Origin of the sequence: Pseudoalteromonas sp. H71 (assembly GCF_001468485.1) — a bacterium.
Classification (GTDB): Bacteria; Pseudomonadota; Gammaproteobacteria; order Enterobacterales; family Alteromonadaceae; genus Pseudoalteromonas.
Genome location: NZ_LODI01000046.1, coordinates 82,793 through 107,199 on the forward strand (window position 1 = coordinate 82,793; position 24,407 = coordinate 107,199).

At 39.5% G+C, this 24,407-nt stretch carries 18 protein-coding genes and 1 pseudogene; 11 read left to right on the top strand and 8 right to left on the bottom strand.

Going from position 1 to position 24,407, the window contains the following annotated elements; all coding sequences use genetic code 11:
• Positions 1 to 101 precede the first annotated feature (101 nt).
• The 3 genes and pseudogenes from ATS71_RS16620 to ATS71_RS16630 all read left to right on the top strand — a co-directional run.
• A pseudogene (locus tag ATS71_RS16620) lies at positions 102 to 641 on the top strand (PhoH family protein); the annotation flags it as partial.
• Between the two features lie 64 nt (positions 642 to 705).
• Positions 706 to 4,494, top strand: coding sequence for a hybrid sensor histidine kinase/response regulator (locus ATS71_RS16625; protein WP_058405810.1), 3,789 nt, complete (start codon positions 706 to 708; stop codon positions 4,492 to 4,494).
• On the top strand, positions 4,484 to 5,383 hold the full coding sequence (locus ATS71_RS16630; protein WP_058405811.1) for a diguanylate cyclase: 900 nt from the start codon (positions 4,484 to 4,486) through the stop codon (positions 5,381 to 5,383). The genes ATS71_RS16625 and ATS71_RS16630 overlap by 11 nt, the downstream gene beginning before the upstream one ends.
• 41 nt (positions 5,384 to 5,424) lie before the next feature.
• Here the strand turns inward: ATS71_RS16630 and ATS71_RS16635 are convergent, their stop codons facing one another.
• Positions 5,425 to 5,805 (bottom strand): DUF3192 domain-containing protein, encoded by a 381-nt coding sequence (locus ATS71_RS16635; protein ID WP_058405812.1) that lies wholly within the window; start codon positions 5,803 to 5,805, stop codon positions 5,425 to 5,427.
• Positions 5,806 to 6,032: 227 nt separating this feature from the next.
• Entirely contained in the window at positions 6,033 to 6,977 is a 945-nt protein-coding gene (locus ATS71_RS16640) for a D-2-hydroxyacid dehydrogenase (RefSeq protein ID WP_058405813.1), read from the bottom strand.
• 102 nt (positions 6,978 to 7,079) lie between these two features.
• Here ATS71_RS16640 and zntR point away from each other — a divergent pair, with 102 nt between their 5' ends.
• The 4 genes from zntR to ATS71_RS16660 all read left to right on the top strand — a co-directional run bounded on the left by zntR (position 7,080) and on the right by ATS71_RS16660 (position 10,210).
• Positions 7,080 to 7,490: a Zn(2+)-responsive transcriptional regulator gene (gene zntR / locus ATS71_RS16645; RefSeq protein ID WP_058405814.1), complete on the top strand. Its 411-nt coding sequence runs from the start codon at positions 7,080 to 7,082 to the stop codon at positions 7,488 to 7,490.
• The gene (locus tag ATS71_RS16650) at positions 7,477 to 8,568 is read left to right on the top strand and encodes an SO_0444 family Cu/Zn efflux transporter (RefSeq protein WP_058405815.1); all 1,092 of its coding nucleotides are present in this window, start codon (positions 7,477 to 7,479) and stop codon (positions 8,566 to 8,568) included. Before zntR ends, ATS71_RS16650 begins: the two co-directional genes overlap by 14 nt.
• Positions 8,569 to 8,727: 159 nt before the next feature.
• Positions 8,728 to 9,852: a 1-acyl-sn-glycerol-3-phosphate acyltransferase gene (locus ATS71_RS16655; protein ID WP_058405892.1), complete on the top strand. Its 1,125-nt coding sequence runs from the start codon at positions 8,728 to 8,730 to the stop codon at positions 9,850 to 9,852.
• A 112-nt stretch (positions 9,853 to 9,964) separates the two neighbouring features.
• Positions 9,965 to 10,210 carry a DUF1289 domain-containing protein gene (locus ATS71_RS16660; RefSeq protein WP_058405816.1) on the top strand — a complete coding sequence of 82 codons (246 nt, stop codon included), beginning with the start codon at positions 9,965 to 9,967 and terminating at the stop codon, positions 10,208 to 10,210.
• On the opposite strand, the gene ATS71_RS16665 is transcribed toward ATS71_RS16660, so the two are convergent.
• On the bottom strand, positions 10,207 to 10,905 hold the full coding sequence (locus tag ATS71_RS16665) for a hypothetical protein (protein ID WP_058405817.1): 699 nt from the start codon (positions 10,903 to 10,905) through the stop codon (positions 10,207 to 10,209). The two genes, ATS71_RS16660 and ATS71_RS16665, sit on opposite strands and share 4 nt — an antisense overlap.
• A gap of 125 nt (positions 10,906 to 11,030) precedes the next feature.
• On the opposite strand from ATS71_RS16665, the gene ATS71_RS16670 reads away from it, so the two are divergent.
• From ATS71_RS16670 to ATS71_RS16680, 3 genes are read left to right on the top strand one after another with little or no spacing between them, the layout of a single operon-like run.
• Positions 11,031 to 11,234, top strand: a complete 204-nt coding sequence (locus tag ATS71_RS16670; protein ID WP_024596204.1) for a DUF3283 family protein — start codon at positions 11,031 to 11,033, stop codon at positions 11,232 to 11,234.
• 2 nt (positions 11,235 to 11,236) lie between these two features.
• Positions 11,237 to 11,638, top strand: coding sequence for a GNAT family N-acetyltransferase (locus tag ATS71_RS16675; RefSeq protein WP_058405818.1), 402 nt, complete (start codon positions 11,237 to 11,239; stop codon positions 11,636 to 11,638).
• A 24-nt stretch (positions 11,639 to 11,662) separates the two neighbouring features.
• A complete protein-coding gene (locus ATS71_RS16680; RefSeq protein WP_058405819.1) occupies positions 11,663 to 16,171 on the top strand; it encodes an EAL domain-containing protein in 4,509 nt (1,502 codons plus the stop codon).
• Between the two features lie 59 nt (positions 16,172 to 16,230).
• Here the strand turns inward: ATS71_RS16680 and ATS71_RS16685 are convergent, their stop codons facing one another.
• The gene (locus ATS71_RS16685; protein WP_058405820.1) at positions 16,231 to 18,900 is read right to left on the bottom strand and encodes a bifunctional acetate--CoA ligase family protein/GNAT family N-acetyltransferase; all 2,670 of its coding nucleotides are present in this window, start codon (positions 18,898 to 18,900) and stop codon (positions 16,231 to 16,233) included.
• Positions 18,901 to 19,013: 113 nt separating this feature from the next.
• Between ATS71_RS16685 and ATS71_RS16690 the strand changes: the two genes are divergently transcribed.
• A complete protein-coding gene (locus tag ATS71_RS16690) occupies positions 19,014 to 19,730 on the top strand; it encodes an SIMPL domain-containing protein (protein WP_010556584.1) in 717 nt (238 codons plus the stop codon).
• 234 nt (positions 19,731 to 19,964) lie between these two features.
• Here ATS71_RS16690 and ATS71_RS16695 read toward each other — a convergent pair whose 3' ends face one another.
• The 4 genes from ATS71_RS16695 to ATS71_RS16710 form a co-directional block, all read right to left on the bottom strand.
• Entirely contained in the window at positions 19,965 to 20,633 is a 669-nt protein-coding gene (locus ATS71_RS16695) for a hypothetical protein (RefSeq protein ID WP_058405821.1), read from the bottom strand.
• Positions 20,634 to 20,752: 119 nt separating this feature from the next.
• Positions 20,753 to 22,585, bottom strand: coding sequence for a DUF885 domain-containing protein (locus ATS71_RS16700; RefSeq protein WP_006793198.1), 1,833 nt, complete (start codon positions 22,583 to 22,585; stop codon positions 20,753 to 20,755).
• An 85-nt stretch (positions 22,586 to 22,670) separates the two neighbouring features.
• Positions 22,671 to 23,807 (bottom strand): radical SAM family heme chaperone HemW, encoded by a 1,137-nt coding sequence (gene hemW / locus ATS71_RS16705; protein WP_058405822.1) that lies wholly within the window; start codon positions 23,805 to 23,807, stop codon positions 22,671 to 22,673.
• A complete protein-coding gene (locus ATS71_RS16710) occupies positions 23,804 to 24,403 on the bottom strand; it encodes an XTP/dITP diphosphatase (RefSeq protein WP_058405823.1) in 600 nt (199 codons plus the stop codon). The genes hemW and ATS71_RS16710 overlap by 4 nt, the downstream gene beginning before the upstream one ends.
• Positions 24,404 to 24,407: the final 4 nt, after the last annotated feature.

Consider the following 24,407-nt stretch of genomic DNA (forward strand, 5'->3'; position numbering starts at 1 on the left):
TAGGTATACCTTAAAAAATTCATCGACTTTCAGAATGGTTAATGTAAATCATAGCATTTAATCGGTCGGTCGGTGTGTCTATTTATAATTTATAATACCTAAAAACATTACTAGCGCTTGCTTGTGCGCTTGAATTGGTTATTGAAAAAGGTATTTACGATAAAGTTATTGTAACTCGAAACACGCCTGAAATTGCAGAATCTATTGGTTTTTTACCTGGCACGGAAGAGGAAAAAATGGCGCCGTGGCTTGCCGCTATTACCGACACGCTTGAGGTACTGCATAAAGGCGACGAGAACCCAATATCTAGCCGAAATTACATTATGGAAAAGGCTAATGTACAGTTTAAGTCGGTTAATTTTATGCGTGGCCGCAGTATTCAAAATGCGGTTGTTATTTTAGATGAAAGCCAAAATTTAACAGCGTCTCAACTTAAAACAATTATTACTCGGTGCGGTGAAGGAACTAAGCTCATTTGTACTGGTAATTTGGCACAAATAGACAGTAATTACTTAACCCCAGTCACATCAGGTTTAACCTATATTGTGGAGCGTTTTAAAAACTTTGAAGGCAGCGCAACTATAAACCTCAATGGTGTTGTACGAAGTCGATTAGCTTCATTTGCGGAAGAGAATTTATAACTTGCGCTTAACTATTTGGCTCGATAGTCTAATGATTGATTTTCGGGCCAAATAGCAGATTCACGTGAATTTTTTACCTCTCAAACATTACTACCGCTCTTTAATTATTGCCCTGTTGGTGCCTTTAATCGTTGCATTTTTACTGTGTTTACATATTTATAATATTAAGCTTGAGCGCACCGTTGAAAAACGTGAAGCCGATTTTTTAAATGTATCGGCTCAGATAAACCATGGTATGCAGTCAATTAACGATTTAATGGCTAGCATGCTGGATTTATACGCGCAGCCCACTTTTAGCAAACCAAGCAGCAAGCTACTTGAAGGCATTAATCAATACGATGGGTATTATTATCGGCACTTTACCGTCCAAGGAACAGAAATTGTAGGAAAAGGAGACTTTGACCTTTCACCAGACTCGCTTTTAAAGTGGCAACAGCTTGTGAAACTAGGGTCATCATTTAATACTACGTTAGCACTTATGCAATCACTTACTGCGGTTGCCTATGTTGATGAAAGTGGTGCTGCATTTGTATCAAGACGAAATAAAAGCAAAAGCCTGTTACTAACAGAGATTCTTGAAGGGCGTTTTAAGCCCGATTTTAAAAACAATCTACTCTCTTCTAGCCCTATAGTTAACATAGATGGTAAGGCTTATTATTCAATTGGACGCCAGCGAGAATTAGGCTCAAATGACTACATTATTGTTATTTATGATGTGGTAGTTATGTCTGCGTGGTTAAAAAAAATAACACCAAGCCAAGGTGAATATATATTTATTAATCGTTTTGATGAGGTTATTGCCAGTACACAAAGCCCTGTAGCTCAGGGATTAACATTAAACGAACATTGGCCTGAAGTGTCAACCACAGGTGAAAAGTTAACAGTATTAACCAGCAGTACCAATTTCTTTATGCAGCCCAAAGCTAACTTGCCTATTCATGCTGCATTTTATGAGCCTAAATCAAACTTAGTAAATACAATTAGGTATGAAGTTTTACTTGAATTTGTATTTTTAACACTGTTTTTAAGTTTAATGTTTAGTGTGTTTTTTTGGTTAAGCCAGCGTATATTTTTGAAACCTATGACGCATTTAATGCACTACCTAGAGCAAAGCGATACCGACGCTACAGTGCAATCTAATTATCAAATCCCCATTAATTGGCAACCCTGGTTTACTAAAATTAAGCACGTATTTGCTAAAAATCAACAGCTGGTGGAGTCGTTGCAGGAAGTAAACCGAGAGTTAGACGAAAAGCTTAAACTTCAATCAGAAAAACTAACGCGAAGTTATCAAGCTAAAGAGCGGCACTTAGCATTACTTAATACAATGTTAAATAGTGTTCCTGATTTTATATATTTTAAAAATATTGATGGATCATTTTTAGGATGTAACAAGGCGTTTGAAGCCTATATTGGGCGCGGTCAAAGTGCGTTAGTGGGAAGGCGTATACAAGATATAACCACAGAGCATGAACAAATAAGTGTTTTAGAAAAGCAAGTGTTACAAAATAGAAGTAATGTTCAGCAGCGTGTTGATAATGAGGATAAGTCCTATCAATTAACGATTGCGCCTTTTTATAATGAACATCAGCACTTACTTGGCACAATGGGAATTGGTAGAGACATAACTGAGCAGCAGCAAACGTTACACGCGCTTAAAGCTTCTGAGTCTAAATTTAGAAGCGCTATTGAGTTTGCAGCTAATAGTGTTGTGCTGTTATCACTAGATCAAACAATTTTGCAAGTTAACAAAGCAGCACGAAAACTGTTTATTGAACACAATGTATTGGTAGGAGAACAGCTTAAGTCGCTGTTTGACGACAGTCAGTGGCTGGAAATTAAAACAACGTTAGCGCAATTGCTTGATGATAAGAAAGAGGTCTACCATTTAACACTAGCACGAGGAAAGCTGACGAGTTGGTTACAACTTAGCGTATCGCTTGTGTGGGATGAAAAGCGTGAACCTTCATATTACGTTATCCACTTACAAGACGTGAGTGCACTAACTAAAGCGAAGCATAATGCTGAGCGTGCAACCCTTGCCAAAAGTCGCTTTATAGCGAATTTAAGTCATGAGATTCGTACCCCATTGAATGCTGTTTTAGGTTTGCTCGATATGCTAATAGAGCAGGGGCTGACAAACAGACAATTACAGCAAACAGATCAAGCCAAGCAAGCAGCAGAAAGCTTATTGCTTATGCTTAACCGTATGCTTGATTTTGCCAGAGTAGAAAGTGCGCAAGCTGAGTTAAAACTCAGCCCATTTAGTGTGGTTGAATTAGTTGATATATGCGATAGCTTAACCGGACCTTTGTGTGAGCAAAAAGGTGTAGAGTTTATTATTGACGTTGACCCTTTAATTTCCCCTAATTTAGTGTGTGACAGCATCAGGTTGCAACAAGTATTGGGTAATTTATTAACGAATGCTGTTAAATTTACTCATAAAGGCTCAATAACTTTAAAAATGGAGCTAATCGATGGCAACAACCAAGAGCAAGAAATTTGCTTTAGCGTAATAGATACAGGTAGCGGAATAGGTAAAGACGATCAACTGCGTTTATTTGATGCATTTACACAAGGCGATGAATCATCAACCAGAATTCACCAAGGGGTAGGGCTTGGGCTCGCTATTGTTAAGCATGCGGTTTCTCTTATGGGGGGAGAAATAGCCCTAAACAGTGAAAAAGGCCTTGGTTGTGAGTTTTACTTCAGTATTAGTTTACAGGTAGATGATACAAAAAATCAGCTATTGCCTGTTGATGCTTTGGCTATTATATCCCAGCGAAGCCGAGCTTTAAAACGCGCGGTAGACGCCTATTCAGAATTAACCAGTATTGACTTGGATGAAGCGTTGAATTACCCAATTAAACTCTCGGGGTGTACACAGCTCATTGTTGATGAGGCGGATTTACCTGAGCTATTAAATGTCAAAGCAATACATGACTCACTTACTTCACAAGCAGTATCGGTGATTATTATTAATCATCAGCTGACCTTTAGTTCATCTATGAGTGAAGGCTTATTAGCGCAGCATGTTAAAGCATCTGGACTAGGGCAGCGATTATTTGATTTGAGCAGTAGTGCTGCATTAAAGCACATAGCCAGTGATGTAAATATAGATGCGGCTAAACCAAACAAAGAAGTATCGGGTTTATTGGTCTTGGCAATTGACGATAATCAACTAAACCTAGAAATTATAAGTAGTGTTCTAAAAAAGGCTAATGTAAATGTTGTAACTTCAACTAATGCCTCTGACGGTATGGAGCTACTGCAGATTTTGAAACCTGATCTTATATTAATGGATGTACAAATGCCGCATATAGATGGTTGCCAAGCTACGGCATTGATTCGTCAACAGTTTGACGATAAGCAGTTACCTATATTTGCACTAACAGCACATTGTGAACCTGCTGATGTAGCGCGTTCGCTAAAATGCGGTATGAATAAACATTTAACTAAGCCTGTTGTAGCAAAGGTACTGCTTGATGCGATTGCTGATACACAACTTCCAGCTAAAACAATGTTTTTTGATAGAGCGTTTGCCTTAGCTCAGTTTAGTGCTGATGAGGCCTTACTGAACAATATGGTGGATAAATTTGCCAACCTTTGCGAAGCTCAATTACAACAAATTGACGAATGTACCGCTAAAGGTGACTTGGTACGTTTAGTGCATAGTATCAAAGGAGTATCAGGTAATTTGGGCTTTAAACGGTTATCGTCTTGTGCACTGCAATGCGAGCAAAACCTCAAAGCAACGAATGATCCTGAAGATGAAATATTAAAAGAGCTTATTATGCAGTTGAAACAAGTTATTGTATTTATTAGAGGTCTGGAGGCAGTTGATGTCAAATAAAGCCAAAGTGCTTGTAGTTGACGACGATCCTCTTAACAGGCTAGTGCTTGAGAAAACGTTAGGTGAAGAGCATGAGGTGTTGTTAGCTAAAAGTGCAGAGGAGGCGCTTGCTTTTGTAAGAACGACACATGTAGATTTGATTTTACTTGATATTGTAATGCCCGTTATGAACGGCTTTGAACTTATTGTTAAGTTAAAAGAAAACCCTATTACCCAGGCTATTCCAGTTATTTTTATTTCTGCTAACCAAGAGCATGCTGATGAATCAAAAGGGTTAGAGCTCGGCGCGATGGACTATATTACTAAGCCATTCAGTGCTTCTATAGTAAGAGTACGAGTACGAAATCAATTATTGATAAAACAAAAAAATGATTTACTTGAAATGTTAGCGTCCATTGATGGATTAACTGAAATACCCAATCGACGCTACCTTGATGAAAATTTGTCTCGAGAATGGCGAAGAAGCAAACGAGGTGGCTCGGGGCTATCTGTACTTTTAATAGATATAGATTATTTTAAGCGATACAACGATACATACGGCCACAGAGCCGGTGATGAATGTTTAAAAAAGGTTGCTCAATCTCTTTTATCACAATGTAAACGTGGTAGTGACTTTATTGCCCGCTACGGTGGAGAAGAGTTTGCTGCTATTTTACCTGATGTATCGAAAAAGGACGCAATTGCGTTTGCAAATAAACTCAAAAACGCAGTAAACGAACTAAATATAGAGCACAAAACATCTTTAAATGCACAGTGCATAACTATCAGTATTGGTGTTGCAACCATGGAAGGTGGCCGCTCAACCTCAGAGCATTCATTATTAGAAGAGGCTGATTTAGGGTTGTATGAAGCAAAAGAGGCAGGCCGTAATAGAGTGGTCGCTCACTAATATTAAAAAAGCGCCAGTAACGTACTAGCGCTTTTTGTGTTTTAGTGGCTAACCATATTTAATGCGCTATCACCAATACCGATTAGTTTATCGTTTTTAAATATCAGTGGCGTACACTCATCTTTAGTCATTTTCCCATCTGAATGAATACTATGAGTCGCATAGAATAAGACTTGATAAACATCATCCCCTTTTTTTAATAACTCGGTAAAGTTAGGGGTTTTAAGCGTTGTTAATACCGACTGATAACTACTATCCATTTTTAGCTCTGAGATAGCTTCGCGATTATTTTTATGTTTTGTTTGCCAGCTCGTTGAGTCATTACCTGCCCAGTGCGTTTCTGCTTCGCCATCAGAAACGGCAATAACACAACCCGTTAAAAATGGAGTAATAAGTGCAGCTGCTAGTAGAGATTTATTCATTTTTATATGTACCTTAATCGTTTTTGCTTAATTATTAATGATAGTAAGGCAAAGTATACGCCAAGTTTAAATTTTATTTATAATCAGTTGCTTATGGTTTTTTGGTTGTTTTTTAATTTTAAAAAATAAAAAAATTAGCAAAAAAAACCATTTTTTAGTTTATTTAACCTAAGCGCTGATTAAGTTATTTACTATTCAGAGCTCAGGTTACTTGGCTAAGACAAGTTCTAAACTAAGCGGCTACGAGATTCTCCTTGCTTGAACGCTTTTATATTTAAACTTACTTCTTTAACTAATCGTACGATTGACTCAGTGCTTGCCCACGCAATATGGGGTGTGAGTAATAGGTTGTCCCCTTTATAATTGGCTAGCGGATTTGAATGTTCTGCGGGCTCTTTCGTTAATACATCGACCCCTGCGCCAGCAATAATGTTTTGCTCAAGTGCCGTTGTTAAATCGGCCTCATTAATTATACCGCCACGTGCTGTGTTAATAATAAGGCAGTTGGGCTTCATCATATTAAATTCGTTGAGCGTGATTAGGTCTCGGGTATCGTCTGTTAGTGGGCAATGAACACTAATTATATCGGCTGTTTTAATAGCTTCATCAAAAGGCGTTCGGCCATCACGACATGCTGCGCCTTTGCGCTCAGACATAACTACATTAGCACCAAATGCGTCAGCTACTTTTGCAACGGCTTGCCCTAGCGTGCCGCCGCCGATAATGGTGAGTGTTTTACCTTGTAAATCATTAAAGCTGTAATCAAGACGACAAAACATCTCACTTTTTTGCCATGCTCCTTGTTGGCAATCAGCTTGATAACGATGAGTATTTCCAAGTAGGTTTGTTATTAAAGAAAAGGTGTGTTGAACAACTGAAGGTGTAGAGTAACCAGCAACATTTGTCACTGCGATGCCAAGCTCTTTAGCGGCTTCTAAATCGACATTATTAGTGCCCGTGGCGCTTACACATATTAGTTTTAGATTTTTTAGCCGGCTAACTGTTTCGCGATTTAACACCACTTTATTAGTAATTAAAACGTCAGCTTCTTTGCTGTGCTCAATAACTTGCTCTGGACTGGTAAGGTCATAGGTCGTAAGGCTTCCCAACTGCTCTATGCAGGCAAGAGATGTATTTGCTAATGTGGCGTTATCGAGAACGGTAATTTTCATGATGTATCCTAATTAAGTAAAATAATTTTAATACTTGACCTTGGTGTGTACTCTAAGGTTTATAGTTGGCATCAGTTGAGAATACACTCATTGGAGAAACAAATGAAAATAGGTGAGTTTGCAAATCAGTTAGGTGTCTCAACAGATACCCTAAGATACTATGAAAAACATAATTTGTTAACGCCATTAACTCGAACAGAAGCCGGTTATCGTGATTATGGTGAGGCATCACTGAAGCAAATGAAGTTTATTTTACGTGCTAAAAATGTTGGTTTTAGCTTGTTAGAGATCAAAGAGTTACTGCAAATAAAATTTAAAAAGCACCAGCATTCGTGCCATGAAGTGAAAGATTTAACGATACAAAAGCGTGATCTAGTTGCAGAGCGCATTGCTGAGCTAACACGTTTTCATCAATCGCTATCGGTACTTGCTGATAAGTGCTGTGGCGGACAAGAGCCCGCTGATAACTGTTCAATATTAACAACCTTGGAGGACATCGATGGACTTACTTAATAATTTTTGGCAGTTGTTTTTAGTATCTGCCCCTTGGTTAATGCTGGGTTTGTTGATTGCTGGGTTATTAAATGTGTATTTACCGGCCAATTTTTTAAATAAACATTTGGGTAAAGAAGGCTTTTTGACCACAGTGAAAGCGGCTTTAATTGGAGCACCGATGCCGTTGTGTTCATGTGGTGTTATACCTGCTGCAATAGGCTTAAGACGCGCAGGAGCTTCAAAAAGTGCGACTACAGCGTTTTTAGTATCGACGCCTGAAACGGGGGTTGATTCTGTGTCTGTGTCGTATGCGTTATTAGGTCCGTTTATGGCTATTATTCGTCCCATAGCTGCGATTTGCAGTGCTATTGTTGCAGGTGTGTTAGTGGGGCGAGATACTGATAGGCAGCAGACAAAGCCAACGGCAGATGCGCAAACAAAAATCAGTTGCTGTGCGTCTAAAACGGCGGAGCTAGAAGTCAAAACCAGTTGCTGTGATAAACCAAACAAGGCATTGCAAAGTCAATCGCAGAAGATACGACGAGCGATAAGTTTTAGCTGCAATAAACTACTATCAGATACCATGGTCTGGTTAATGATTGGTTTATTCTTTGCCGCATTGGTACAAACTTATGTTCCAGAATCATTTTTAACACATTGGGGCAGTGGGATTCTGGCTATGCTGGTGGTGATTTTGATCAGTATACCCATGTATATTTGTGCCACTGCATCTACGCCTATTGCTGCAGGCTTGTTATTGAGTGGAGTATCGCCGGGAGCGGTGTTAGTGTTTATGCTCGCAGGGCCGGCAACAAATATTGCTACGTTAGGTGTGGTTGCTAATGAGCTTGGTAAGCGTGCTGTATTCGCCTATCTCACAGGGGTTATTGGGGTTGCGTTGATTTTTGGTTTTTTAACGGATTATTTAGTAATGGAGTTTGGTTTCGTTGTTTCCCCCCTACTAGGTGAAGAGCATCAAGTATTACCCCATTGGCTAAGCTTTGTTTGTGGTGTAATTTTAATCGCACTTATTCTGCGTTTGCTTGTCATAGCACTACAGGCAAAGCGAAAGGTAACTGGTAAGAGCATTTCTTAATTTATTGTTATATAAGTACTTTTAAGCTTGCTTATTAGTGTGTATTAAATTGCAATAGTCTGACTTAGTTCGCATTTTAGTTTGCCTGAGTTATACTCGAACCAATAATGCAAACGGCACGTATTTTACGTGCCGTTTTTTAACTTTATAGATGCAGTAATGAGTGAATTAGAAGACAAGTACGCAGACATAAGACCTTACAACGACGATGAGGTTAACGCATCGCTAGCGCGTTTAATGAGTGATGATGCATTTATAGATGTCATTGCTAAGTATAACTTACCGCGCTTTCTATCAGCAGTGCCATTTATTGCCCGCCCATTGGTAAGAAGCCAACTACGCAAAAAGTGGGGAAAAGTAACAAACGTTGAAGATGTTCAAAATGAAGTTGCTAAATATTTAGATAAACTTATAAAACGCACAACCTCAAAAGTTACCTTTTCAGGTTTAGACAAGCTAGATCCTAACCAAGCTTACTTATTTGTTTCTAACCACCGCGATATAGTGCTTGATCCTGCACTTGTAAACTGGGGGCTATATCAACATAAAATGAAAACGGTGCGTATTGCAATTGGTGACAACTTACTGCAAATACCTTACATAACAGAACTAATGCGTTTAAATAAAAGCTTTATTGTTAAACGCTCTGCTAAAGCACCTAAAGAAATGTTAAAAGCGCTTACTCAATTATCATCGTATATTTATGACTCTTTAATGGGTGGCCACTCTATCTGGATTGCACAAAAAGAAGGTCGAGCAAAAGACGGGTTCGATCAAACCGATCCGGCACTATTAAAAATGCTACAACTCAATGGCCGAAAACAAAAAAAAGAATTTGGTGAATATATTAAAGAGTTGAAAGTAGTCCCCGTGTCTATTTCTTATCAATACGAACCTTGTGCTATAGCAAAAGCTAAAGAGCTTTATCATAAGCAACAACATGGTGAATATATCAAGTCGGCGGGTGAAGATATTTTAAGTATTGTTGAGGGCTTTAGTACGGCAAAAGGTCATGTTCACCTTGCTTTTGGACTACCTATTGAATCTCAATGTGATAGCGCTGAAGAGTTAGCCACTACAATTGATCAACAAATAGTGGATTCGTTTTACTTACACCCAGGCAATTACATTGCAGGTGGCTGTAAAGAATCGGTAATTAACTCTCCAGATACAGCAACATTTGAACAACGAATGTCACAAGTGCCTGAAGAGCTTAAGCCACTTGTATTAGCGATGTACGCCAAACCATTTCATCGCAAAGCACAAATAAATACGAGACCCTAACTTTATTAGCGTTAAATAAATTGTGTATAAAGTAGCAATAATATTGCTACTTTTTTTTTGTTTAAAAATAACGCTATACTAAATACAAGACCATAATTGAGCGGCGAATACGATGCAACAAATTGAAATATTTGATATTCCAAGTCCTTGTAAAAGTATTTGCTTAGTTAACAATAGGGGGTACTGCAAAGGATGCTACCGCAGCCGTGATGAACGGTTTATGTGGAATTCGCTCACTAACGCGCAAAAAAAGAAAGTCATCAGTTTGTGCCAACAGCGTTATAAGCGTTATTTACTCAAAAAACAGCAAGCACACGGTGGTGATAGCGCAATATATCAGCAGGGCTTTGATTTTTAATCATACATATTATATTTGGCTTTGAGCGCATAAACGGTGCCATTATTGTGAAGTTTATTTAAGGCTGTTTTTAACCCGTCAATTAAGTGCGCATGTCGTTTATTTAAGTAGTGGTAAACAGGCGTTACACGTAACACTTCTTTTTGATAGCAAAGACCATGTTGATTTATTGGCTGGTTGTCTGATGCAAAATCAAGTAACAATATGCCTTTCACTTTTCCTTGGGTAAGTAAGTTTAGCTGTGTGCTTAAATTTTTTACTTCAATAACGTTGCCATCAAAATGCGTATTTTTTATATATTGAGCTTGTATTGGGCAATTAGCTAAAATAGCAATATTATCAAGCCGCTCTAATATGCTTTGTTGGCAATTTTTATAAAGCAGCAACTTAAATTTAAATAATTCGAAGTCTACGCGCAGTAGATTTGGAAAATCAATTTCTATGCTGCTGTCTCGGCCAAGTTGTCCGTCAAGCACCCCATTATTGGCAGCTCGTAATGCATTTTGGGGGCTAAAATCGATAAGGTGAATATCGTAGCCTATTTCTTTATAGGCAAGACTAAGGAGCTCTAATACATAATTTGCCTGCGGGACGTTATCGGGGCGATTAAATGTCAGCGTATTTTGGTTGCTATAACTGGCTGCGCTAAATATTAAACTAATTAATAGAAACAACATACTACAGCGTCTTTGCATTATCATTTCCAATTACAGCTGAGATAAATAAATAAGACGCGTATAATAGCAATATGCTTGGTTTTTGCCCAGCAATTCAAGGGCCGTTCTTGAAACTGTAACAATTCAAATAATGAGGAAAACCTGTGAGTTTTAACTTGTGTTTATTACCGCGTGAAGAAAAATATCAAATACAGCTCGATTACGAGGCTTCATTTTGGGCCTATCAAATTAAACGCAATAAAAAAACGCGTGAGCAAGTTTATAACACAATCCATAGTCGCCCCGTTGCGGAGCAAATGGTGTTAAAGCAAAAGTTTGAGCAATATTTAGCATTAATGCTTAGTTAAAAATGTATACCACCCAATTATTAGACACAGTAAAAACACCCTTGGTGAATAAATTTTACAAAGTCCATGGAGTTAGCGGGCGTGCTAATAAGCAAGATCAAGTGTGGGTTATTTATTTAGGCACACACATAGTGGCCGCTTGTAGGCTACAAAATAAAACCACATTTTTGTTTTTATCTACGGTTTATGTTGCGCCAGAACATCGTTCAAAAGGGGTGGCAAAACAATTAATAACCGATCTTTTAACGCATCAGCACATGCATGTTTATACCTTTGCATTTAAAAACATTGCCGATTTATACCGCAGTATTGGTTTTAACCAAGTGTTAACATATACTCCTGAAATACACGTACTTTTTGATATGTATAAGCACCGAAACATTGTCGCACTAGAGTACCCATAAAATAAAAAACGATATGGAATGACCATGAGTAAGGGCGTTAATTGGATTTTAAGTTGCTTAGTAGTTTTAATAACTATTTTTAGTTACCAGGCTGGTGCACAAGTAAAGCGTTTATCTCCTAGTGAAGGTTTATCTCAAAGTTACGTTAACACCATACTAATCGATAATAATGGTTATTTATGGCTTTCTACCGAAGGTGGTTTAAATCGTTATGATGGCTATCAAGTAACGCCTATTAATGGCCCTAATGGTGAGCTTGAAGAAGCAATAATTGATCGTATATACCAAGACTTAGATGGATATATATGGATTGCCTCATTACTTGAGGGGCTTTTTAGATACGACCCGACTACTGACACTTACAAGCAGTTTTTAGATCCCCCCAGTAATGAAGAACAAATTTTTAATCAATCAGTTTTTAGTATGGTGGCTGCAGACTCAGATTCCTTGTGGATTGGGCGAGGCCGAGACTTTGCAAGACTTGATGTACAAACTGGGGTTATTGAGTCTATTTTTGAGCTACCCAGTGAATTTAAAAACACCTTAGTAAGAAGTTTATTTCATTACAATGGCTATATTTTTATAGCGACCACTCATGGCGCCTATGTTTATGATATTGCAAATAATTTAACCCGTCCACTGCAGCATTTAAAGGGCGAAGCTGATCATATTTATCAAAACAACGTGAAGTCGTTTGCGTTGGGAGAAAATGGCCAGTTATTAGTGGGGGCCGTAAAGGGGATGTATCAGGTTGATATTAGCGATTTGCCAAGCATGTTTGAGCGTCCTGATATTGCCTTTAAAAATAAGGTATTACTGGCCGACCTTAATGTGTGGAAGATAGATTACAACCAAGGTGAAATAGATCTAGCTACAGATAAAGGGCTATTTAAATTTGATTTAAATACCGGTGAATTGATAAAAAACACACGAATTACACAGAGTAAGTATACCCTAGCCGATACCAGTATTATTGATATGGCTAAAGATAAGACAGGGGGGGTATGGGTTGCTACAAAAAGTGATGGTGCTTTTTATCTATCTAAAGATACATACCATTTTAATAATGTTGATGGCAGTTTATTAGGAGGAGACGGTTTATCCCACCATTCGATATGGGGAATAACCGAGTTTAACGAAAAGCTTTGGCTTGCGACAAATAATGGATTAACTGAAGTTGATTTAAAAACGAATACCAGCAAGGTTTACTTAAAAGATTACAAGGCTGACCTATACACCAGCGATTTTAGTATTTGGCAAATAATGCCATATAACAATAAGCTCTGGCTGAATACAAACCGAGGTTTACTCATTTTTGACCCAAATACTTATCAAGTGAGTGAGCCAAAAACAAAAAATAAAGCAAACCAAGATCATATAACTGGCTGGGTACATGGCGTTACTCTAATGCCTAACGGCGATTTATACTTTATGCATCGTGATCACGGTGCATTTGTTTACAACATAGATAGTCAAATTGTCACTCGATTGGGGGGCGAATTGGCACAGTTTAACCCGTTTTTAGCGCATGGATTTTTACCTCCTTTACCAAATAAACCCGATTGGCCGCTGTTTTTTAATGCGGGTATTTTATATCAATTAAATCCGACTAACTTAGCGTTAAAGATGATCTATAAAGTACCTAAGCAGCATGAGAATGTTGCGATAAGTGTGCTTTCATACGTGATAGATAATAATGATGTTTTATGGATCTCATTGTCTAACTTTGGCTTGATAGGTATTGACTCATCAACCTACGAGCACGTGCATACTATTGATCTAGATAAAAACAAACTAGGGACATTACTTTATAGCATGGTGCTTGACGATGATGGCATGATTTGGATGAGCAGTCATAAAGGGATATGGCGTTTAAATCCTGTAACACGCCATTTTCAGCAGTTTAGTACAGCAGAAGGGCTTTTATCTGCTGAGTTTAATAGCTCTGCAATGGCTAAGCTTAAAGACGGACGAATTGTATATGGCGGTTTAAAAGGGTTAACGTATTTTCATCCAATGGAAAACCAAAGTTACCAACCACTAATAGAGCATGTAAATATTACACGAGTAAATTTAATGTCGCGAGAATTATCCCGCGATTTAAAACAGCCCCTCAATGAAATAATATTAAACCACGATGATATTGGTCTTGAAGTGGCTTTTTCTGCAATGGCTTTTAGCAATCAAGAACGCATTATTTACGAGTATCAACTCGATAACGGGCAAAAAACCTATGCGCGTAACAATAACCGGGTCCTTTTTCCTAAGTTAAACCCGGGTAACTATACATTAAAAGTATGGGCAAAAGACCCGTTAACGGGAAGCTATACCAAGCCTGCAACATTAAAAATAAAGGTTAAATATCCCCTTTGGCGCGCTCCTTATTTTATGGTGCTGTATGCCGCGTTATTTTTATTTTTTATTGCAATGTGGGTAAGGCGACGTAATAAAATTCAACGTATTTTGTTAGCCGCTCATAAAGAAAGTAAAGAGAGTGAGTCGCGCTTAAAACTCGCATTAGAGGGCAGTGAGTCGGGTGTATGGGATTGGCAGTCAAGTAATCCAAGTATTTACCAGCCTCGCTTAAGTAATGAGCTTGGTTACAATAACGATACTGTTAACCTAGATGAATATTTAGCTAAAATACATCCTCAAGATAAGCAATTATTTCGTTTAGAGTGGCTAGAGTTTTTATCTACCGATAAGGGCTACTTTAACTGCACATACCGTGTGCGTCATGCCAAAGGCTATTGGCGTTGGTATAAAGACTTTGGCAAAGTGGTTGAGTGGGATGAAAGAACGCCCCAAAAAGTAGCGGGTACATACACTAATATGACCCGTGAGATGGTTTACGAAGAACATGCTCGCTTATTTACCGCTGCGTTTGAGCAGACCCGTGATTGGGTATTTATTCTCGATAAAAACTTTAATGTACGTGCCTCTAATAAGTCGTTACAAACGGCGTTTAACTTTGCTGCAGAACCCACCTCAAGCCGAACGCTACACTTGGGGATGTCGCCAAAAAATCGTGTTGATTACTTACGTATTATGAAAAAGCTTTCGGAGGGAGAGCATTTTTCCTGCGAAGACACTGTGTGTCTTCATAACGGCGAAACGCGTCATGTGTTAGTAAAAATAAGCGCGGTTGCCGATACAGAGCAACGTTTAAGTAGTTACGTGATAATTTTAACTGATATACACGCACAAAAATTGGCCGAAAGTGAGTTACACCAATTAACTAATTTTGATGTTTTAACGGGATTACCTAATCGTACCCTGTTTAATGACCGTGTTGAACATGCTCTTGAGCAAGCTCAAAAGCACCTATGCAAAGTTGCTTTATTACATATTAATATTAAGCGTTTTAAATATTTTAATGATTCACTTGGGCATGAGGCCGCCGATGAACTTATTAAAAAAGTAGCCGAGCGATTAAAGTGTTCATTGCGTTCCTCAGACAGTATCGCACGGTTTGGGGGGGACGAATTTGTTGTGCTTGTTGAAGATATTCAACAAATTGAAGAAGTGCTACTTATTTGCACAAAGCTAATGGATTGCGTGAACCAAAATATCAGTATTAACGAGCAAGTGGTAAATATTAATTTAAGCATTGGTGTTGCTATTTCTCCCGATGATGCAACGCAAAGTAGTGCGTTGCTGAAGGCCGCTAATATTGCGCTTTACCATGCCAAGGGGGCGCTTGAGAGTAATTATCAATTTTATAAACAAGAAATGAATAAGCATGTCCAAAAAGCGCTTCACTTAGAATCGCAGCTGACAAAAGCTTATCAACAGCATGAGTTTTGTAATTACTATCAACCTATTATAAATGCCCAAACCTATACAACAGAGGGCTTTGAGGTTTTACTACGTTGGCCTGAAAATAAGCTTATTGAAACGCAGGAGTTTTCTCTTGCGGCTGAAGGTGTTGGGTTAATAACTAAAATAATGCTGCAAACATTTGCAAGAGCATTAACAGAGCTTAATAAATGGCGAAAAGTATCGCCCGAGTTGTATTTATCAATTAACTTATCGGCTTTAGATTTTGAGTTTATAGAGCTCGTGCCAGAGATAAAAAAAGCACTTCTTAATGCTAATGTGCCATCGGAGGCGATTGTATTTGAAATAACCGAATCTATTTTAATGCGCGACTCGAGCCTTGCACTGCAAAGTATGAAAAAGTTAAAAGAGCTAGGCTGTAAGCTGTATATGGACGACTTTGGGACTGGTTATGCATCGCTTACTTATTTAAAGCGTTTTCCTATTGATGTGCTTAAAATTGACCGAAGCTTTGTTCAAGACATTGGTATTGACTCTGATGATGAGGCCATTATTGAATCAACACTCACACTGGCGCATAGTTTAGGAAAAGAGTGCGTAGCGGAAGGTGTTGAAAGTAAGCAGCAACTTACATTTTTAAGCGCGTTAGGGTGTAAACATTTTCAAGGTTATTTGTTTAGTAAGCCGGTGCCTAGTTTAGATGTTCCTGCGCTTATAACACGTGACTGGCAAGGTACGTTTAGCGAGAGCTAAAAAACATTAAACCTCATAAACCCAGGTATAGGCGCTTTGCGCCTTGCCTGAGCGTTGTATTATTTTGTGTTGAGTACCATGTTAATACTGCCTTCTTCAAAATCGCGGCTAACTTTAAAGCCCAACTTACGGGCGAGTTCAATCATCCCTGTGTTTTCTGGTAATGTTATGCCCTCAATCCATTCAATGCCTTGGCGTTTGCAGTGATTAATTGCTGCGTTCATTAATATTCGTCCAAGGCCCAGGCCTTGGCAATCAGAACGAACAACAATAGCAAATTCTGCGTGTATATTATCAGGGTCCATAATTACACGCGAAACCCCTAAGGTACGTGTTTTTCCCTCTGAGCGTTGGCAAACAATAAATGCCATTTCGCGGTCGTAATCAATTTGAGTCATTTTTGCGAGTTGGTCATGATTAAACTGAGGTAACTCACCAAAAAAGCGTTTGTAACGATCTTCTTTATTAAGTGATTGATCAAATGCCTTATGGGCCTGTTCATCTTCAGGTTTAATAGGCCTTAGCGTTGCCTGGGTATTATTTTTAAGGGTTACTATTTCAACAAGCTCAATTGGGTAAGGGCGAATACACAATCGTTTACGGTTACTTTTTGACTGGTATTTATTTAGGGTTATGGTGGCATCAAGCACTAAAAACTGCCCATTACTAGCAAGAATAGGATTAAGTTCCATTGCGCTGATATCGGGTTGATCGATAACCAGTTGCGAAATCCGTGTGAGCAACGCGCATAAACGATATTTGTCGACCTTTTCGGGCAAAATGCGATCTTTAAGCACGCCTTTATCGTGAGCTGCGGCAATTAAATACTTAGCTAGGTTCATGTTAAGAGGAGGGAGGGCTACTGCAGCTTGAGCGTATTCAAGCCCGGTACCTGCTTCGCCAAGTAAAATAACAGGGCCAAAATTAGGCTCTGTTTTAATGGCAATACGCAATTCATTAGCACCTGCACGAGGGGCCATTTTTTGTAAGGAAAACCCATCAATCGTCGCATCTGGGTAAGTATTTTTAATACGAATCAGCATCGCAAAAGCCGTTTGTTCAACTTCACTTGCATCATTTAGGTTTAATACCACGCCACCGACTTCAGACTTTGAAGCAATACTTGGGCTTATGAGCTTAAGTGCGACCGGAAAGCCAAGTTCAATGGCTTGCTCTTTAGCTTCGGTTGGGGTGTAAGCTACTTTAGTTTCAATGCATTCAACACCGTAGTGGCTTAATATCTGGCTTGCACTGTGAGTGGGTAAATAGGTTTGCTCCTCGTCTAAAAATTCAGAGATTAATGCTGTAGCGGCGGCTTTATTTATTTTTGCATCGTCGGTGTTTGACTCAGGTGTTTGCGTTAAATGCTTTTGGTTTCGACGATATGTTACTAAGTGCATAAAGGCGCCAACGGCCCCTTCAGGTGTTCGATAAGTAGGGATTGCATTGTTAGCGCATATTTTTCTGGCTGCAAAAGAGGCGTCTTCTCCCATAAAGTTGGTAAACACATAAGGACTAGCCATTTTTGGCAACGTTTGCAGCGCTTGAACAATAACATCGGCATAGTCTTCACTTGGCGCCAGTGCCGATGGTGTATGTATTATTAGTAAGTTCTTCACTTCTTTTGCATGCAATAATATTTCTAATGCTTGTTTGTAACGCGCTGGTGCTGAGTCACCAAAAATATCAATTGGGTTAGAGGTTGTTTCTGAGCGGGGGATAACGTGATTAAGCGCACTGCGTGTTTCGCTACTAAGCGCCGCTAACTTTCCAGAACGTTGAATTAGCTCATCAACCGCCATAACACCCGGCCCCCCACCATTTGTTAAAATAGTAAGCTGTTCAACTTGTAATAATTTTGGGTGCATTGCTAGTGTTTGTGTTGCTGCAAATAGCTCGCGTAGGTCGTTAACGCGCAGCATACCCGCACGTTGAAAGAGCGCATCGTATACGGCATCAGAGCTTTGTTTTCCACCGCTATGGATCTCTGCCGCAAGAGCGCCAGCATTTGTTTTTCCTGTTTTTATGGCAATAACGGGTTTACTAAATGCAGCCGCTCTTGCTGCAGAAATAAAGCCACGAATATCTTCAATGTTATCAATATAAAGCAAAATGGCTTTAGTTTTTGCATCACGCCCTAAAAAGTCGAGCAGCTCGTCAAAATCTATATCTAAACACCCACCCACAGAAACAAAGTACGAAAAGCCAATATCTTTATTTTTAGCCCAATCTAATATGGTTGAACATACCGCTGCAGATTGCGATACAAATGCAATTTTACCCGGGCTTGCCACTGTATGAGAAAAGCTGGCATTTAAACCAATATGGGGAATTAATAGCCCTAAGCTATTAGGGCCTAACAAAGTGACGTTATGTGTTTGAGCGCATGTTTTTAGCGTACTTTTTTGATCATTCGTTAAGCCATCGGCAATAATAATAGCGCTTTTACAGCCAAGCTCGCCAAGTTGGCTAATGATGTCTAACAGAGTATTTTTATTGGTACAAATAACGGCAAGGTCAGGCACTTTAGGTAACTCAGTAATACATGAGTATGCAAGCACGCCATGAACAGCACTATAGCTTGGCGTTACGGGCATGATCGGCCCTTTAAAACCGCCTTGTAACAAATTACGCATAACGACAAAACCGGCACGAGAGGCGTTATTTGACGCACCTATTACTGCCACTGAGCTTGGGTTAAAAAACTGACTAATTCGCTTTAGGCTCATTGCGTTTCCTTAGCTTTAAAATTTTGCGTTATGTATTGTCTCAATGTACTCTGTTTGAGAGGTTATTTCGAGTTTATAGATGCGTATTATTGATATCAATCAAGGAGTGTTCTGTGATTAAAACACCTGGTTTTCACACTGTGCTGGCGGCTATTTTTTTAAGCCTAGGCTTAATTAGCTTAGGGTTTATTTTAAAAAGTGCAGCACTCAATGTAAAAGAAATGGAGCGCACCGTACAAGTTAAAGGGCTAGCAGAGCAAGAGGTAATTGCCGATACTGTTATATGGCCTTTGCAATTTAGCGATGCAGATAACGACCTTGAAAAGTTGGTGAATAGGGTTGAGAAAAAAAACGCCGCCGTGATCGCATTTTTAAAACTGCATGGTTTTGATGACGCTGAAATATCACTTGGTAGCCAATCGATTGTCGATAAACAGGCGCGCGAGTACGGCAATGAAAACCAGCAATTTAGGTACATTGTTCGTTCAAATATGACCGTGTATTCTAGCGCTGTAGACAAGGTACAAAATGCACTGAGCAAAGTAAGCCAATTAGCTAAACAAAATATTGCCATAGTGCAAGATAGTTACGAAACACGTGTTGAGTATATTTTCACAGGCCTAAACGATGTAAAACCGGCCATGGTGCAACAAGCAACTGAAAAAGCGCGCGAAGTGGCTAACAAGTTTGCAAGAGATTCCAATTCAAAATTAGGCAAAATAAAAACAGCTCGCCAAGGGCAGTTTAGTATTACTAACCGCGATTCAAATACACCACAAATAAAAAACGTAAGAGTAGTAACCACTGTTGAGTACTACTTAAACGACTAAGGGCTATTTAATATTCGAGATTAAATTTACAGCGGTGTAGTTAGTATCTATGTAGGGAATAACCTATCAGGGTGAGTTATTTCTCATAAATAATTAATAACGAGTATAGTCAAAAGTATACGCTGAAAAGAGGGCCGTTAGGAGGGGGCATTAAGCTCACTAGGTTATAAATCTCGTTCCCCGGAAAGTAGCCCTTAGCGTGGGCTACTTTTAATCCACCAAGGTTACCACGACCTAAACCGCTTTAACTAAATGTGCAACTTGTGCGGTTGAGCGTTGCAGGTATGCAGCACTAAGTAAAATACTGGTTTCGTTAAGGCTCATGCCTTTTAATATATTTGCCAGCTGCTGTTTAGCTGTTGGGTTTTGTTTTTGTTCTATCTCCATCAGAGCTAACAGCGCTGAAAATTCATGCTTAACCGGTGTGTTTGGTTTATTTGCATACGCAATATAACAAGCAACAGGTGTTAGGCCTCGAGCATTGGGTTGAGCAAGCGCTTTTACTAGGTCCTCGTTAGACTCAAATAACATTAATGAGCGTACATAATTAAACGCCAGCTTTTGGGCATTAGCGTGTTTAAATACAGTGTGTAACACGTTATTACCTTGGGTGTCTTGTGCTAAAAAGCCCTGGTTTTCCTTAAGCGCAGGCGTAAAAAACGTCAAGGCATCTGTGGTTGTTAACTGATTGATAAAAGGTGCAGGTGGCGTATTGGTTGTTAAAATACGTGTTGCTACATTTTGCATAAAGTCGTACTTAATACTCATACGTAAAGCGCTTTCGTAAAGATGATTAAGCTGCTGTGTTTGTTGGGCTGGACTTAACTGCTTAAAATCATTATCTAGCTCATCTAACTGATGCTTTGAAATGCGTGCGTTAAGTAATTGTATGCATAACTCCATAATTTTACGCCTCTAAATACCTTTTTGTTTAGCTTAACCTATTATTGCGAATAGGTATAAGGTACAAAATACAAAAAAGGCCGCATAAGCGACCTTTTAGTTAACTCTATGAATGAGTGTTAAGCTTTTTTGCTTGCTACCCATTCATTTACAAAGTTCTCTAGTACGTTTAGTGGTACCGGGCCATTTTTAAGCACTACATCGTGAAATTGACGAATATCAAACTTGTCGCCAAGTTGCTTTTTAGCGTCTTCACGTAGCTCTAAAATTTTCAACATACCTACTTTGTAAGCGGTTGCTTGCGAAGGCATTACAATGTGACGCTCAACCATTTTAACACCGTCAGATGTGGCATTAGGCGTGTTATTTACGTAGTAATCAATCCCTTCTTGACGAGTCCACTTCATTGCGTGAATACCGGTATCAACTACTAAACGACACGCGCGCCATAACTCCATAGAAAGGCGGCCAAAATCTGAATATGGGTCTGAGTACATACCCATTTCTTTAGGTACAAGTTCAGAGTATAAACCCCAACCTTCAATGTAGGCTGTGTAGCCACCAAATTTACGGAACTTAGGCACGCCTTCAAGCTCTTGCGAAATAGCTATTTGCATGTGGTGACCCGGAATACCTTCATGGTAAGCCAATGCTTCCATTTGGTACGTTGGCATCGCTTCCATATCATAAAGGTTTGCGTAGTAAATGCCTGGGCGTGAACCATCTGGCGCCGGCTGTTGGTAAAATGCTTTACCTGCCGCTTTTTCACGGAAGGCTTCAACTGCTTTTACTTTAAGATCGGCTTTTGGCTTAACAATAAATAGCTCATCAAGACGCACTTTCATTGTGTCGATCATGGCTGTTGCTTCGTCAAGGTAGCGTTGTTTACCCTCAGCTGTATTTGGGTAGTAAAATTGCTTATCAGTTTTCATAAACTGCATAAACGCTTTTAGGTCGCCTTTAAAGCCTACTTTATCTTTAATTTCACGCATTTCGTCATGTATACGGCTTACTTCTGATAGGCCAATAGCATGAATTTCTTTTGCAGTTAAATCAGTGGTGGTTGTACGTTTAAGTGCATTATTGTAAAAGGTATTACCCTCAGGTAATTTCCATGCGCCATCACGGTCATCTGCACGCTTTTCAAGTTGTGCTAGGTAGTTAATAAGCTTTGAGTAAGCTGGTTTAACTGCCGATTTTAACGCGTCAGTTGCTTCGTTAATAAGTGCATCTTTTTCATCTTGGCTGATTTCAAGTGCGGTTACTTTGCGTTTAAAGTCTGCTAAAAGTGTTGAGTCGTCACCTTTTTCAAACGGTGCACCTTGAATAATGTTTTTGCTTGAATCAATAACATGTGGAAACACAAATTTAGGCGCAATAATGCCTTTATCTGCACGTGTTTCTAAGTCAGTTACTAATTGGTCAAATACCGTAGGCACGCCATTTAAACGCGAAATGTAGTCTTTTGCTTCTTTAACGTTACTAATTGAATGTTGGTTTATTAAAAATGCAGGCACCATAGAGTGCGTACCAAACATTTGGTTTACCGGGTAGTTGTGGTAACGCCATTTAAAGTCAGCAATTGAGCTTTCTAGGTCTTGTTTTTTTAAGTCGTAGCTTACTTTTGTTGCATCGTCTAGCAGGTCGCGGTTTATTGCGTTTAGGGCAACTAAATCGGCTTTAGTTTCAGCTAGGTCTTTGAGTTTTTGCTCTTCGCTGCCGTCATCCCACTTATCGTAATCTTTTTTAATACCCATGTAAGTTTGGTAAACCGGGCTGCTCATTACATCACGGTTAAAGGTATCTTCAAAAAACGCATTGGCTTTGTCAATTTCGCTTTGCACAGGTTGCGCTTGTACAATAGGAGTTGTTACAGATTGTTGTGGTGCTTGTTGGCAACCAGCAAGGAGTGCAACACTCACAGCTGCTGCAATAAAGGTAAGTTTACGCATTGTTTTCCCTTTTGTTGTTAGAAACCCATTAGGGTATTTTAATTTTTCATGTATTCGCTTTGCATGACGTATAACGCCCAATGCATTATACGAACAATTCTAGCAGGTCATTTAAAAAGCGATGCCCTTTAAGGCTCACTTGCCAGTGACCGTCTTTTTCTATTAATAAACCGGTGTTTATGGCTTTATTTAAAGCTGCTTGTTGGCTTTGCAATGGCTGATTAGTCAGCGCACTGTAGTCTTCAATCGGGCATGGTTCGACAAGGCGAAAGCGATTCATAAAAAACTCAAAGGCCAAATCGTCTTGCTCAACGTGCCAACTTTTGTACAAATAAGGTTTTACCATATCCATGTAGCCACGGGGATGTTTGACCTTTTCAGTTCGGGTAATTATGCCAGTTTTTGCATTGGTGACCTTACCATGAGCACCACAGCCAATCCCTAGATAATCGCCAAACCGCCAATAATTTAAGTTATGTTGGCATTGATAGCCCGGTTTTGCATACCCTGAAATTTCGTATTGTATATAACCTGCCTTTGCAAGTAAGGCTTGGCCTTGCTCTTGAATATCCCACAGAGTTTCATCTTGAGGCAGTGTTGGCGGTTTAGATGCAAACTGAGTATTAGGTTCAATAGTGAGTTGGTACCACGAAATATGTGGGGGATCGAGCGCAATAATTTGCTTTAAATCACTTAATGCATCGTCTAGGGTTTGCCCTGGTAAGCCGTGCATTAAATCAAGATTAAAACTATTTAAACCAGCCTCTTTGGCTTGCTCTGCTGCATGAGTTGCTTCGTTAGCACCATGAATGCGGCCAAGCGCTTTTAGCTTATCGTTTTGCAGGCTTTGTACGCCAATTGAAATGCGGTTTATACCCGCTTTTACGTACTCTTTAAAGCGGCCTGTTTCTACTGTACCTGGGTTTGCTTCGAGGGTTATTTCACAGTTATCTGCGAGGCCTATAAGGCTATCTACTTCGCTTAGTAGGCGTGTGTAAGCATCACCAGTTAATAAACTTGGCGTACCGCCACCAATAAATATACTGTGAATTTTGCGCCCTTGCACTAAGTGTAAGTCGGCTTTTAAATCGTCTATTAAATGCTGAACATATTCGGCTTCTGGTATGTCACCTTTTTGTCCATGGCTATTAAAATCGCAATAGGGGCACTTTTGCACACACCAAGGTACGTGCACATATAAACTTAAAGGAGGAAGAGTCACAGGCCGCCTTTTAATTTTAGCTCATTTAGCAAAGCCTGCAATGCTTGACCGCGGTGGCTCACTGCATTTTTTTGTGCTTTTGTAAGCTCGGCGCTTGTACACTCAAGTGACGGAACATAAAAAACGGGGTCGTATCCAAAGCCACCTTCACCATGTTGAGTTTTTGTAATCTTACCTTCCCAACTCGCACTACAGATGAGTGGAGTCGGGTCGTCTGCGTGGCGCATTAATACCAACACACACCAAAAGCGGGCGCTACGCACTGGGTTATTGGCAAGCTCAGCTAATAGCTTGTCTATGTTATCTTGATCGCTTGCGCCTTGTCCTGCAAAACGAGCAGAGTAAACACCAGGTGCACCATTTAAGCCATCAACTTCTAAGCCGGAATCGTCAGCAATTGCTGGCATACCGGTAATTTTAGCTGCGTGGCGAGCTTTAATAATGGCATTTTCAACAAACGTAGTGCCCGTTTCTGCTACTTCGCCAACGTTAAAATCACTTTGTGGAACTACATTAATATTAAGTGGGCTTAGCATGTTGGCCAGCTCACTTACTTTGCCAGGGTTGCCCGTGGCAAGGACTAAAGTTTTGTTCATAATA

Excerpts from the sequence above, each read along its gene's own strand:
- ATS71_RS16680 (WP_058405819.1), top strand. The coding sequence starts at position 11,663 with ATGAGTAAGGGCGTTAATTGGATTTTAAGTTGCTTAGTAGTTTTAATA.
- ATS71_RS16630 (WP_058405811.1), top strand. The coding sequence starts at position 4,484 with ATGTCAAATAAAGCCAAAGTGCTTGTAGTTGACGACGATCCTCTTAAC.
- ATS71_RS16695 (WP_058405821.1), bottom strand. The coding sequence starts at position 20,633 with ATGGAGTTATGCATACAATTACTTAACGCACGCATTTCAAAGCATCAG.
- ATS71_RS16635 (WP_058405812.1), bottom strand. The coding sequence starts at position 5,805 with ATGAATAAATCTCTACTAGCAGCTGCACTTATTACTCCATTTTTAACG.
- zntR (WP_058405814.1), top strand. The coding sequence starts at position 7,080 with ATGAAAATAGGTGAGTTTGCAAATCAGTTAGGTGTCTCAACAGATACC.
- ATS71_RS16685 (WP_058405820.1), bottom strand. The coding sequence starts at position 18,900 with ATGAGCCTAAAGCGAATTAGTCAGTTTTTTAACCCAAGCTCAGTGGCA.
- ATS71_RS16665 (WP_058405817.1), bottom strand. The coding sequence starts at position 10,905 with ATGCAAAGACGCTGTAGTATGTTGTTTCTATTAATTAGTTTAATATTT.
- ATS71_RS16700 (WP_006793198.1), bottom strand. The coding sequence starts at position 22,585 with ATGCGTAAACTTACCTTTATTGCAGCAGCTGTGAGTGTTGCACTCCTT.
- ATS71_RS16660 (WP_058405816.1), top strand. The coding sequence starts at position 9,965 with ATGCAACAAATTGAAATATTTGATATTCCAAGTCCTTGTAAAAGTATT.
- ATS71_RS16640 (WP_058405813.1), bottom strand. The coding sequence starts at position 6,977 with ATGAAAATTACCGTTCTCGATAACGCCACATTAGCAAATACATCTCTT.
- ATS71_RS16655 (WP_058405892.1), top strand. The coding sequence starts at position 8,728 with ATGAGTGAATTAGAAGACAAGTACGCAGACATAAGACCTTACAACGAC.
- ATS71_RS16710 (WP_058405823.1), bottom strand. The coding sequence starts at position 24,403 with ATGAACAAAACTTTAGTCCTTGCCACGGGCAACCCTGGCAAAGTAAGT.
- ATS71_RS16675 (WP_058405818.1), top strand. The coding sequence starts at position 11,237 with ATGTATACCACCCAATTATTAGACACAGTAAAAACACCCTTGGTGAAT.
- ATS71_RS16650 (WP_058405815.1), top strand. The coding sequence starts at position 7,477 with ATGGACTTACTTAATAATTTTTGGCAGTTGTTTTTAGTATCTGCCCCT.